13 protein-coding genes and 1 riboswitch are annotated in these 13230 nt (G+C 37.7%); of the genes, 2 read left to right on the top strand and 11 right to left on the bottom strand.

Annotated elements, in window-relative coordinates; all coding sequences use genetic code 11:
- Positions 1-7: 7 nt before the first annotated feature.
- A complete protein-coding gene (gene mgtA, locus AB3I34_RS01525) occupies positions 8-2668 on the bottom strand; it encodes a magnesium-translocating P-type ATPase (RefSeq protein ID WP_010712356.1) in 2661 nt (886 codons plus the stop codon).
- A gap of 113 nt (positions 2669-2781) precedes the next feature.
- A riboswitch (M-box (ykoK) riboswitch) is annotated at positions 2782-2952 on the bottom strand.
- A 252-nt stretch (positions 2953-3204) separates the two neighbouring features.
- Here mgtA and AB3I34_RS01520 point away from each other — a divergent pair.
- Positions 3205-4080, top strand: coding sequence for a LysR family transcriptional regulator (locus AB3I34_RS01520; protein WP_002382245.1), 876 nt, complete (start codon positions 3205-3207; stop codon positions 4078-4080).
- A 23-nt stretch (positions 4081-4103) separates the two neighbouring features.
- The gene (locus AB3I34_RS01515; RefSeq protein WP_002357832.1) at positions 4104-4991 is read left to right on the top strand and encodes a LysR family transcriptional regulator; all 888 of its coding nucleotides are present in this window, start codon (positions 4104-4106) and stop codon (positions 4989-4991) included.
- Positions 4992-5052: 61 nt separating this feature from the next.
- On the opposite strand, the gene AB3I34_RS01510 is transcribed toward AB3I34_RS01515, so the two are convergent.
- The 10 genes from AB3I34_RS01510 to AB3I34_RS01465 form a co-directional block, all read right to left on the bottom strand.
- Positions 5053-6201: an FtsW/RodA/SpoVE family cell cycle protein gene (locus AB3I34_RS01510; RefSeq protein WP_002380215.1), complete on the bottom strand. Its 1149-nt coding sequence runs from the start codon at positions 6199-6201 to the stop codon at positions 5053-5055.
- Positions 6167-7342, bottom strand: a complete 1176-nt coding sequence (locus AB3I34_RS01505; protein ID WP_002357834.1) for an FtsW/RodA/SpoVE family cell cycle protein — start codon at positions 7340-7342, stop codon at positions 6167-6169. Before AB3I34_RS01505 ends, AB3I34_RS01510 begins: the two co-directional genes overlap by 35 nt.
- Before the next feature lie 158 nt (positions 7343-7500).
- The gene (locus AB3I34_RS01500) at positions 7501-7761 is read right to left on the bottom strand and encodes a DUF2087 domain-containing protein (RefSeq protein WP_002360471.1); all 261 of its coding nucleotides are present in this window, start codon (positions 7759-7761) and stop codon (positions 7501-7503) included.
- Positions 7762-7786: 25 nt separating this feature from the next.
- Positions 7787-8128 (bottom strand): DUF1048 domain-containing protein, encoded by a 342-nt coding sequence (locus tag AB3I34_RS01495; RefSeq protein WP_002361700.1) that lies wholly within the window; start codon positions 8126-8128, stop codon positions 7787-7789.
- Positions 8129-8131: 3 nt separating this feature from the next.
- Complete coding sequence (locus AB3I34_RS01490) at positions 8132-8455, bottom strand: PadR family transcriptional regulator (protein WP_002357837.1); 324 nt, start codon at positions 8453-8455, stop codon at positions 8132-8134.
- A gap of 487 nt (positions 8456-8942) precedes the next feature.
- Positions 8943-9539 (bottom strand): GNAT family N-acetyltransferase, encoded by a 597-nt coding sequence (locus AB3I34_RS01485; protein ID WP_010712355.1) that lies wholly within the window; start codon positions 9537-9539, stop codon positions 8943-8945.
- On the bottom strand, positions 9539-10489 hold the full coding sequence (gene ribF, locus AB3I34_RS01480) for a riboflavin biosynthesis protein RibF (RefSeq protein ID WP_002363808.1): 951 nt from the start codon (positions 10487-10489) through the stop codon (positions 9539-9541). The genes AB3I34_RS01485 and ribF overlap by 1 nt, the downstream gene beginning before the upstream one ends.
- Before the next feature lie 25 nt (positions 10490-10514).
- Entirely contained in the window at positions 10515-11435 is a 921-nt protein-coding gene (gene truB, locus AB3I34_RS01475) for a tRNA pseudouridine(55) synthase TruB (protein WP_002357840.1), read from the bottom strand.
- 153 nt (positions 11436-11588) lie between these two features.
- On the bottom strand, positions 11589-12713 hold the full coding sequence (locus AB3I34_RS01470; RefSeq protein ID WP_025189361.1) for an SH3 domain-containing protein: 1125 nt from the start codon (positions 12711-12713) through the stop codon (positions 11589-11591).
- Between the two features lie 118 nt (positions 12714-12831).
- Complete coding sequence (locus tag AB3I34_RS01465; RefSeq protein WP_002357842.1) at positions 12832-13227, bottom strand: holin family protein; 396 nt, start codon at positions 13225-13227, stop codon at positions 12832-12834.
- Between the last annotated feature and the right edge of the window lie 3 nt (positions 13228-13230).

Raw genomic sequence — 13230 nt, 5'->3', positions numbered from 1 at the left:
AAATCAGTTACAGTAATTGACCGTAACGTTTGACGTATAAAACTTTAATGAACGCAACCAGTGCTAAATAAGCAACAATTGTCGGGATTAAATACAAGAAATAGCTTGGTGATAAACCGACAAATCCTAGTTCTGCACCGAAAGCGGTAAAAGGTAAAACAGTTCCGAGAACAATCCCTGCTGTAGTGACTAACGTCATAATTCCAGAAGCACTACTTTGAAGGAAAGGCATTTTTTCTGTTCGTAGGAAATGCAAGACGAGCATTTGGGACCATAAGGACTCAATGAACCACCCTGCATGGAAAATACCGATAAAGAGCAATTGATCTGCTCCATTTAATTCAAAGAATGAACCACCTAGGATAGCCGGACACACAATGAAATACATAAATAAATAGGTAACAATATCAAAAATAGAACTCGTTGGACCAAACCAACGCATAAAATTACCAATTGATTTTGGTTCCCATTTTTTTGGTTTTTCTACGTATTCTTCATCTACTTTGTCCCAAGGAACTGACATACACGAAGTATCGTAAATAAGATTTAATAATAGCGATTGAATCGGAGCAATCGGTAAAAATGGTAAAAAGATACTTGCTGGGATCACGGAAAAAACATTGCCAAAATTAGAACTTGCTGTTAATTTGACGTACTTCATCGTGTTCGTAAACACGCGCCGTCCAGATAAAATTCCTTTTTCCAAAACCATTAAATCTTTTCTCAATAAAATTACATCCGCCGATTCTTTCGCCACATCGACAGCTGTATCAACAGAGATTCCTACATCAGCAGCACGCATTGCTCCAGCATCATTTATTCCATCACCTAAAAAGCCAACAGTTTGACCATTTTCAGTTAACGCATTTACAATACGAACTTTTTGGTCAGGTGTAATTTTGGCGAAAATATTATACGCTTGAACGGTTTTTCTTAATTCTTCTTGGTTTAATTGTTGAAGTTCATTTCCTGTAATAATTTTTTCGCCAGCCAGACCAACTTCTTTACAAACAGAATGCGTCACATACTGATTGTCCCCCGTTAATACTTTCACAGCTACATTATGTTGATGCAAGGCGTGAATAGCTGCCGCTGCTGTTTCTTTTGGCGGATCCAAGAAGGCAAGATAACCTTGTAAAATCAACTCTGATTCATCTTTAGTTGTATACTCCCATTCAGCCGCTTCGACTTTTTTATCGGCAATTGCTAGAACGCGCAAACCATCTCGATTTAAAGCTTCAACGTCTTTGGTAATTTTTTGACGCAGCGTCTCTGTTAAAGGCACAATTTCGCCATCTAAAAGTACCTGTGTGCAGACCAAGAGCATTTCTTCAACCGCACCTTTGGTAATTAAGCGTGTTTCTCGCGTTTTAAACTCTTTGATAATCACGCTCATTCGACGTCGATTGAAATCGAAAGGAATTTCATCTACTTTATAAAAATCATCTGATTGTATATCACTTTCTTGTGTCGCCGCTTGAATAACGGCGTTATCCATTAAATTACGCAAACCTGTTTGAAAATAACTGTTTAGAAATGCTAAATCCAAGACTTTTTGATCTTCTTGGCAACCAATATTATAGTGGTATTCTAAAATTACTTTATCTTGTGTTAAGGTACCTGTTTTATCCGTACAAAGTACATCCATCCCGCCAAAATTTTGAATGGCATTGACATTTTTCATAATCGTGCCTTCTTTAGCCATTTCTCGAGAACCTTTGACTAAATTGGTTGTTACAATCATAGGTAACATTTCTGGTGTCAAGCCGACAGCTGTGGCAATCGCGAACATTAATGCTTCCACCCAATCGCCTTTTGTTAACCCATTAATTAGAAAAACAGTCGGCGTAATGACCAACATAAAGCGAATCAGCACCCACGTTGTTTTATTAATTCCTGTTTCAAAACTCGTCTGCTGCTGCTCTTCTCCGTTATCAGAAGCCATCCGTCCGAATAAAGTTTGATTACCAACTTTAATGACAATGCCTAAACCAGTGCCACTAATTACATTTGTTCCTAAAAACAAAAGATTGTCGTATTCTGTATCAATTTGATCACTATCTTTTTGATGAGTCGCGTGTTTTTCAATGGGAAAACTCTCTCCAGTCAGGGATGATTGGGAAACAAATAAGTCCTTAGATTGGATTAAACGTAAATCGGCTGGAATCATATCGCCAGCGGATAGTTGGACTAAGTCGCCACACACAACTTCCTCAATAGGAATTTCCATTTGCTTCTTGTCACGAATGACTGTCGCTGTAACTTTAATCATATTTTGTAATTTTTCAACTGCATTGCTTGATTTGACTGATTGAACAAAACTCATCGTGCCGCTTAATATGACCATCGCTAACATAATTAACACGCCAGTAACATCTTTTTCCTCTGGCGCAGCATAGACATATTCTGTAAAAAATGAAATCGTGGCTAGTGCTAATAACACCAAAGTAAACGGCGTGATATACGATTTTATAAAAAGTCGCAGCCGTGAAGCTTTTTTTTCACTCATAATTTTGTTGCGGCCATAACGTTCTTGTAATTCTTCAATATCTTGGTGTTTAATGCCATCCCAAGTTGAGCCGAAACGTTGTAAAACTTTTTCTACTTCTGAATGGGCAAACTTTTTGTAACTATAGTCATGGCCCAAGTGACGCATTTTCTTTTCCATTTTCTTTCACCTCATTTATCTGTTGTTGACTTGAATTGACAATCGGTTCATCTTCCATTTTCCTCACCCTTTCCACAAAAAAAGACACGCTGAAAACTCAACGTGTCAAAGAATAATCGTTCTTATCGTTGAGCTTTAGCACTATACAACGTAAAAAGCGATTGCTTTTAGCTACCTTAAGAAAAGCCTTCATTCGACAGTTCCTGTTCTACCCATTGGCGTCTCTCGACATTTTTGGGCAGTAGCCTATGTTTGTATAGGAGCCTCACCTAACAAATCTTATTTAATTACAATAGCAAGTATAATTCTTCCTTAAAAAAATAACGATATAGAAAAAGTTTTTAGCAGATAACTTTTTGTCCATTCGGTAACAAAAAGAAAAATAATCCGCTTATTTACTATGGTTTTCTGGTATGATTCGTATTTATTCATAGAATCATAACTGGTTAAATTAATCTAAAGACCGTCAGATAGCCTTGTCGAGAAGCTTTTCTTCTGCTATTTTTTGTATAGTTAAAGAAACGGCGGTGAGGAAAATGAAATTACAACAACTAGAATATTTTATGGCAGTTTCAAAGTATGCGAGTTTTACTTTAGCTTCTCAAAAGCTCCATACGAGTCAACCTTATTTAAGTACCCAACTCAAGGAGTTGGAACGTGAATTAGGTGCTTCATTAATTTTAAGAGACAAAAAACATTGTCGGCTTTCTCCAGCAGGCGAAGTCGTCGCCAAGCGAACAGAGATGATTTTTGCACTCATTAAGGAAGCACAAGAAGAGATTAATGAATTAGTGACCCAAGGATCGACAACGACCATTCGGATTGGAACAAACTTAATTGATATAGATAAAGCATTTGGAGAAGTCTTGTTGTTATTTAATCAATCCTATCCGTATGTAAGTATTGATTTTAAGTATTATTACGATCTTGAAACAGCCCTGGAAACAGATTTAATTGACATTGGGATTGGGATATTTTTGGATACCTCGATTCCATTAGAGAAAGAATTAATTTATACAGAAAGCTATCTCCTTTGTGTCAATAAAAATCATCCTTTAGCCCATGCCGATAGCGTGACGATTGACGAAATTCGTTCTTTACCTTTTGCTGCATATTCCGATCAAGTATATGAAAAAAAAGTGTTTAAACGTTGGGAACGTAAAATCAATTGGGAAAATCGGCAAATCGTCATCGAACTCCCTTCTCTTCATTTAGTCTTGGACATGGTCCAACGAGAAAAAGCCTGTAGCATCCTTCCCTATTCACTCACTGATGAACTAAACAGACGTAACTTAGTTGGTATTCCTCTGGAAGATAGTCCAGAACGAGCCATCTATTTAGTTCAGAATAATCATCACGGACATTGTGAAGCACACCGTTATTTATTCGAACAATTACGTTATTTATTCTAGGAATAGAAAAAGGAGGAATTCCCATGGAACTATTTCGTTTACATTATTTTTTAGAGTTATGCAAAGTGAAACAATTTACTAAAGCAGCCGAAAATTTAGCAATTTCTCAAGCTGCATTAAGTAAGCAAATAAAAATTCTTGAAGCAACGTTAGGCGCTGAACTTTTTAATCGCCAAGGTCAAACTACCACCTTAACACCAGCTGGATTAATTTTAGAAAAATATTGTTGGCGCATCACCAATGAGTTGGTCTCAATTGAAGAAGAGCTAAAAGAAATTAATCATTCTTCCAACCATATTTATGTAGCCACTTATCTCTGTGATTTAGAATATAAATTGAATGACTTACTAATGACAACATTAACGGATCGTTCATCCAACTTACAAGTCCACACTATTATTACAGAAAATATTCTTCAATCCTTGGAAACAATGGATGCAGATTTTGGTATTTCCTTTGCTGACTTACCATTACCTGAACATATTGGTAAAATTGATTTATTTACAGCAAATTATCAATTCATTTTAAGAAACGATCATCCAGCTTTGGCCAAAGCCACGACGGAAGAAATTTTAAAAGAACTAACAATGTACCCCTTCGTCCGTTTAAATACCGAATTTTCCGAGCAAAACAAATTAACCAATTGGCTAGATACTACGTTTTCTAATTTTTCTCCAGAGAAAGTCATTCAAGTGGATACTCTTTCACTTATTACTCACTTGGTGTCTCATTCCGATAGTTTCGCTATTGTCCCCGAATACACAAATATTCAACTTTTAGACAATTCGATTCATACACTAACTTACCAAGAACTACCTAAACGAAACATGGCAGTTTATTATTTAAAAGAACGTTACATGAGTCGACAACTTCAACAACTTTTAGCTGAATGCCAAAAACAATTTCAATAGTAAAAACCAAGACTAGAGCTTGTCGGCAAGCGAGTTCCAGTCTTGGTTTTTATTTGTGTTTTCAGGTAGTGACTTCTCTTCCTTTAACAAATCCTAAAGAAGTGATAGCCATCACTAACGAAGTGCCTCCTTGACTTAAAAACGGAAGCGGAATACCTTTTAACGGCAACAGTCCAATCACCGCACCGATATTCTCCACCGTTTGAAAAACCAGCGAAAAAATGAGGGCGACACAGATGTACATACAAAAACGCGAATTGCTCCGCAAGCCAGCTACTAAAACTTGATAAAACAAGTAAAAATAGAGAAAAACAACAGTGGCACTGCCCACAAAGCCCCAGGCTTCCCCGATAAAAGTAAAAACCATATCAGACTCACGAACAGGAACATACACTTCAATCCCATGCACACCTTTGCCAAATAAACCACCCGAACCAATTGCCAATAAGCCTTGTACTTGTTGATAGGAGATTTTATCGACATAATCATAGGGATGAATCCATGCTAAAATTCGATCCAATTGATATTGTTTAAAATGTAAAAAGAAGAGTACTTTGTGCCCCCACTCTGTAAAGACTAACAGAATCAAGACCACGCCTAACGTTGCTAAAGCACTGAAAATAATGATTAAAATTTTACGATCAATTCCTGAAATAACTAAAAGAGATAGGATAATCGTTACGAAAACAAGGGATGTCCCAAAATCTTTTTGTACCGCCATCAAGAAAAAAACAGGGACACTAACCGCAACGATTTTTTTTAGAAGTTGCTTGTCTGAACGCCATTTATCAGACCAGTCTTGTTGCTCATGTTGGACAATAATTTTTGCCAACATTAAAATAAACGCAATTTTCGCAATTTCTGATGGCTGAAATTTAATAAACCCTAAATCTAACCAGCGCTTTGTGCCCGTCAATAAATACATTCCTTTGTCATAGGAAAAATACAAAGCACTCATTAAGATTAATGAAAACCCATAGAAAAAAGGAGCTACTTTCCAAATAAACTTCTGTGACAGCCGACTAGCTAAAAACATGCCTGCATAGCCAACAAAAATAAAGAAGAGTTGTTTTAATGCTGGCACAGTTCCGTCTTTTCCTTCATTAACGGCAATCCAATATTGCACACCAGAAGATAAAAGTGTGAGTAAAAAAATGGGCAATAATAAATCATAATTAAGATGTAAGTTGAATTTTTTTGTATTGACCATTTAACTGCCGCCTTTCGTTTGCAATAATTTTAATGACGATTCCTAATGCCACTGAAAAGATTAAATAACTTGTCCCACCGTAACTAACAAACGGTAAAGGAATTCCCGTCATTGGAATCAAACCCAAAACGCCACCAATGTTAATCGCCGTTTGAGCTAAAATCAAGGTCCCGACCCCTAACAAAAACAAGCCGTAACAATGATTTTTTATTACACAACTACTCCGCAAAATCGAGGCCGCTAAAAATAACAAAAGAAATAGCAATAGTAAGCCGCCAATCAAACCAAGTTCTTCCACAATCACCGCAAAGATAAAATCGGTTTGACCTTCTGGCAAGCCACCTTTTTTTACCATACCATTGGCTAATCCAGTGCCCCAAAACCCACCGTTATACATCGCTAAATAGGCCATTGAAGGCTGAAATCCGCGATCATGAAAGGATAAAAACGGATTTTTCAAAACAACTAAGCGGTCATACACATGCGCAAAAAAATGTGGTAAGTAGCGGTGATCGCCTAGAAAAATAATTATTTTAGAAAGAAGCGCCGCGCTAGCAACGACAATCCCCGCAGCAATTACACTAAATTTTGCATGAATACTTGCTGAGAAAATTAAGACACTGCCAATAACTAAAATAAGAATAGCCCCGCCAACTTTGGGTTGAATCAAAACTAAAAATGCAACGACCAAAACAAACAGCCATTGTTTCCTTAACTGCTTCGTTGTCAAGCCATTTTCTTTTTCACCTAAATAACAGCTCAAGTAATAAATAATCGCAAAATTACAAAGTTCTGATGGCTGAAATTGGATTCCAAAGAGAGAAATCCAACGTTGTGCGCCATTCGCTGCTACACCAAAAAAAGGTAGTCGAACCATTAGCAGTAATAGTACCGAAACTAAAAGCAGTCCAATCGCAATTTTCTTATTAAATAACACTTCTAATCGAACTTTGTAGATCACGAACATTAGCACCCAGCTGAGACACATAATAATGCCTTGTTTAATAAACACAGCAGTGGGCTTCACACCTTGCATCAGCAAGTCATAGCTACTGGCGCTATAAATCATTAACGCGCCAATAATACTTAATATAATAAAGGTCAAAAGAATTTTTGTTAGACCTAAAGTACGTAGATTCATTCTCTCACCTCTATCTTTTTCTAATTAAATCAATCTTACCAGTCTGAGTTAGAAAACAAATAGAGAGTTTTTTATAGAACTATTACTAAGCTTACATAACAAAAAGTAGCTAGACTTGGTTCATTTCACCTAGTTTCGCTACTTTTAAAAAAAGACATTTATATAATTTTTGTGTGTTGCTCACATTTCTGATAAATTTTTCCAAACTTATCTCTTTCTAAATACTGATAATCTACTAAATACCGTCTCAAAAGTGCATAATCTTCATAGATTTCTCTAAGTCGCTGATTGACTTCTTTTTCCGTATATTCTTTCCCAAATTCAAATTGGTTGGCCACACGTTGAAACACTTGGACTTTTTTCGCATTTTTCTTGGGAATAACCAGCAACTTTCCTTCTTTAAAAAAATTTTCAACCATGTTTATTCTCCTTTTTTTGTTTTGACTATTGTTTAGAAAATTGATGATTCAGTTTTTCTTTCTGTTTATCAGTCCATTTGCCAGCGACTTCATTGACAATTGTTTCAGCAAAATCACCTACTTTTTCTCCCGTAATATTTTTGATAGGTGTTCCGTTAGCAGCTCCTTCTTCAAACAGATCAAGTAAATCAGTCAACGCATTGAACATATTGGCTCCGCTATGATCTGAAAAATGCCATGCATATTTTTCAATTTCTTGAAATACTTGTCGATACTCTGCTGGTAATGCTGCAATCCGTCGTTTATATTCTTTGTACTCTTTTTTATCCCCAACAACTTTTTTGATCAACGCTTTAAAATCTGACATGCTCTATCCCTCCATTTTTTTCATCTTGTTTACTTGTTTTGAAAGCAACGTCCAACGCTGCCAAAAATCAGCGAGTTCTGCTTCTCCTGATGAGGTTAAGCGATAGAACTTCCGCATTGGTCCTTTTTCTGAAGGCTTTTTTTCAGCTATAACCCATTGATTTTTTTCTAAACGCAGTAAAATCGTATAAACGGTTCCTTCAACAATTTCAGTAAACCCTTGGTCATTTAAAATTTTTGTAATTTCATAACCATATGTTTCTTTCCTTTGGATGATGGCTAAAACTAAACCTTCTAAAATGCCTTTTAGCAACTCTGTCTGCTTCACTGCTTTTCCTCCCCAAACTACTCTTTAGTACTATGTACCACTACATAATAGTACTAAGTACCGGTTCTGTCAACTACTTTGTAATAAAAAGTAGTAAAGGAGCGTGGGACAAAAATCACTTTGGATTTTTGCTCCACGCTCAAAAACTAATAAACGGCGGGAACAGAAGCAACACTACGCGTTGCTCCGATCTCAACAACTTCTAAGGTGTTTTCTCGACTTGCGTCTCGTCACAGTACAGCCTTCAAAAGAGCTACAGCTCTAAGAGTTGCGATGTTTCACTGTGAAGCATGAACAGATGAAATCATCGTACCTACTTGGTGAAGGTCCTTCGGAAATAAGCCGAAATTGTTGAGAATCACGAAGAACGTAGTGATTCGATGATGAACAATACCTACTTGGTCTCCAAAAATTATAGAACAATTTTCGGAAATTCCTTCTTATTTCTCGGAGTTAAACACTTCTGTCCCGACCTCCTTATTATTCTTTATTCATTTATTCCGAGTTCTGCTTCAAAGGCTTCTAATTCTGCAAGGTGTGTTTCTGGATAAGCAAAGCATGTTGAAAAATGCCACTCCCCACCACTTGTGCCAAAATAACCTGGCAGTAATTCCAAAGCCAATAATGCTTCTGATGTTTCTTTTTCAGGTAACGTAATCTGAAAAGTAGTCGCTGGAACAAAACCGAACTTCGTATAGTAAGTTGGATGGCCCAGGATAATCAATCCACCGATCCCTAATTCTTTGGCCTTCTGCACAGAATGCTTAATTAATGCTGAGCCTACGCCCTTGTTCTGAGCTTCTGGATGGACACTTAACGGCCCAACGGTCAAAACAGCCTTTTCTGTATGATCAGGTAATCGTAGTTTGGCTTTTGAAGACATAATATGACCCGTTAAATTTCCTTGATCAGTTTCTGAAACTAAGGACAACTCCGGAATAAAGTCGGCACTTTCTCTTAATAAATGCACGATAAAATGCTCTGTGGGACACCAGTTTTCGGTCAAGTTTAATTCCTTAAACGCTTGATACGTTAAACGTTCTACAGCTTGATACTCTGCAGGTCTTTCTTGACGAATCTTCATTATTTGTCCTCAGATTGTTGGAAATAGTCAGCCGTATCTCGTTCATCTTGTTTTAATTGGTCGATCAAGGCTTCAGCCCCATTAAATTTCACTTGGTCACGTAAATAATGATTCCAACGAACCACCACTTGTTCACCATAGATGTCTTGATGGAAGTCCAAAATATAGACTTCCACGGTTAAATCGCGTCCTTCTCCAAAGGTGTCATTATGACCGATTGAGCCCATGCCGACATACCATTTGCCACCGACTTCGATTTGTACAGCATAGACGCCAATTCTTGGTAAGCGCACGGTGCTTTTCACTTTGACATTAGCGGTCGGGAAACCTAATAAACGGCCACGAGCATCGCCATGGACAACTGTTCCTTCTGTTTCATAAATATATCCTAACAACTCCGTGACCTCCTCCATTTCGCCGGCTTCCATTTTTTCGCGAATTCTTGTTGAGCTAATTTTGGCACCAGTCATTTCTTCTTTTGGTACTGTCACCACTTCAAAACGGCCTTGCGCATAAGTTGGTAACTGTTTGACTCCAGCGATTTCTTTAGGACCATACGTATAATCAAACCCAGAGACTGCCACTGCACTATTTAAATTAACGATATACTGATCGACAAAATCTTGCGGTTTTAATTGAGCAAACGCTGAAGTAAATTCGACAATATATAAAATATCAACGCCCAAGTTGGCCATTAGGCGTTCTTTTTGTTCCAAGCTAGTTAAATATTTCATATTTTCTGGTAAAACTTTTTGAAAAACGATTGACGGGTGTTGGTTGAAGGTCATCACAGCTAACTTCAAGCCTTTTTCCTCCGCAATCTTTTTACCTGTTTCAATTACTTTTTGGTGGCCTTTGTGAACACCGTCAAAGAAGCCTAGGACCATCACGACTTCTTCATTAGGAATTTGATTGGGTTCATAGGGATGATGTAGTTGAATAACTTGCATGTGCAAAAACTTCCTTCTTTTTTATTTAATTGTTCCGTAGAACTTTACTTGGTTTCAATAATTTATCATGCGTTGGGTGTGGCATGTATAAACTAACCACTTGATTTTGGTAAAATAAGGCGACTAAGGATTCTGGCATTGCCTTTATTCCTAATTCTTTTTTGTGCAAACGCATGCCATTTTTTACTTTTTGATACAACTCATCTGATAAATCAATTCGTGGGAATTGTTCTACTGCTGTCTCAATGGGCAACAGGCATTGATCAATTGTTTCAGCAGCCATTTGTTTGGCTACTTCTTCTAACGTTAAGCATTGCGCAGCTTGCAAACCGCCACTTGCCGTTCTCGTTAAATCCGACATATGGGCAGGATAGCCTAATTTTTTGCCAGTATCCACGGATAGTGTCCGCACATAGGTTCCTTTGCCACAGACCACTTTAAACCGCCAACTTTGTGTTTGAGCGGATTCGTTAAAAATTGGTTCACTAGTACGTTCAAATGAATAAATCATAGCTTTTCGTTGGGGCCGTTCAACTTCTTCCCCATTCCTCGCATATTCATATAAACGTTTGCCATTGACTTTCACCGCAGAAAACATCGGTGGGATTTGCGTGATTTCCCCCGTCATTTCGGCCATTGCTTGATCAATTTGTTCAGTTGACAGAGGTGTTGTAACTGGTTTTTTTTCAACAATTTCGCCACTAACATCTTCGGTTGTCGTAGCAAATCCAAGTGTAATTTCACCTTCATAGGTTTTGCCAGAATCTACCATGTATTCGATCACTTTCGTTCCTTTGCCAACGCAGATGGGTAAGACCCCTTCGACATCTGGATCTAACGTACCACCATGACCAATTTTTTTGGTATGTAAAATTTTTCTCAATTTAAATACGCAGTCATGACTTGTCATGCCACGTTCTTTCCATAACGGTAAAATGCCGTCCATTATAGTTCCTCCAGTTCCGATAATACTAACTTTGTCATTATAGCATAAAAGTACCTAGCTTCGCAGTCTCCGTTGCTTATTCCCTTTGGCAAAATCTCTGCTAAATGCAAAAAAAGCCACAAACTCTGCTTTTATCAGAGTTTGTGGCTTTTTTTAGCTAGTAAATGATCCCCATGTATTCTGTGCGTTGCCATCGTTTGGTCCGATTGGCAAATAAATTCTCGCGCCTGTTGTATCTGTTCCACCAATAAAAACATACCCATCTGCAATATAAAACGCATCGTAATAAAAGCGAGTATTTTTAGGCCAAATACCATAAATTGGGGCTGACAGGCTAGGTTGTCCTGCTCTTAAAACAATGCCTTCGTCCACACTAATTAGAAATGATTTCTTCTTTTGTGGGCGCCAAAGTTCAGCAATGTCGCCGTCGTTCACATAACCTAACAAATGTCCGCTATTTTCAATACGGTAAAGGTTTTGTCGGTCGGGTAATTTCGCTGTAATTGTTCCTACTTGTGTCCAAAGTGCCTCTGCTGATAGATGTTCATTGATTAAAGCATCTGGTGTTGGATAGATTGAAGTGAAACGAATTGCTTGTCCTACTTGATATTTTGGCGCATTAGGTTTACCAGGCTGAATAATGACAGTCTCACCTGTTTCAGAAACGCCCGTTTGTAAATCTTGTGCCAACTGCGCTTTACTAATCCCCCAACGCGCTAAATAACCATAAGGATCTGTATGATCTCCCCACCAATTTTTTGTAATCCAATCATGAGTGACTATTCCATAACCTGTTCCATCGTCCAGCGAAAAATCAGCACCAATGTTCTGAGCCAAATCACGGGCCAAATTAACATAGGCAGCATAATCTTTTTTAAACGTCGCCGCATTATTCGTGCGAGCCAATTCGATTTGCGCATAGGCTTTTTGATTAGCTAAAGAACCTGCGCCATATTGAATTTGGCCAGCAGGAGCTAATTGTTTCACTCGTCCACCAGATCCGACAAAATATGAGACATAAGCATTTGACCAATTTCGTTTCATATAGGCCACTTCATTGTCTAAACTGTGTGGTCCTAGGTTCCGCTCGTTTCCTGATTCATGTAAAACAATTAATTCATTGCTTGAAGAGCCTATAAAATAAGTAAAGTTGATTGGATCCGCTTCGATGGTATAAGCGCAAGCCGTCATCGGAATCGTTAAACTTAAGCCAATCACTAAAGCAAGTTGAATCATTAATTTTTTAAACATAGCATACTCCTTTCTAAAAAAAGCCATGAAAGGAAAGTCAAAATAACTTCCCTTTCATGGCTTAAACCTGCAGATAAATGGCGGGACAGAAGTAATTTCTTCGGCAATCAGCCGAAAGTTCTACGTTTGTCCCGACCACTTCTACTTAATCATCTTTATTTTTTAACTGAATAAATAACTCTTTTAACTTTTTCGGCATAGGAATAAAGGTCGCAATGTTTTCAAAAAAAGAAAGTCCTTCGTTCGCAATGTAAAAAATCAGAACCATTTCCCGAATTGGCAAATTGTTCCCCACAACTTTTTCAACACGAACCGCTACAGCAACCACAAATAACATCGTCACTTTTTTCGCAATTCCGAGCATACCAATCCGACTGGACAATTCTTTTGTGGCGATTGCCTTAATCCAACCTGTGATGAAATCGACAATAATTAAAAAGAGGAAGACATCCAACAATTGATCTAATCCACCTAATAAACGTACGACAATCCCACCGAAAATGCTTAAAAGCATTGTTATTGTGTTGAGATAACGTTCCATAAA

The organism is Enterococcus sp. C102(2024), assembly GCF_040888205.1.
Taxonomy (GTDB): Bacteria; Bacillota; Bacilli; order Lactobacillales; family Enterococcaceae; genus Enterococcus; species Enterococcus faecalis.
Note: the sequence above shows the minus strand (reverse complement) of the source record. Positions and strands in the feature narration are given on the sequence as shown.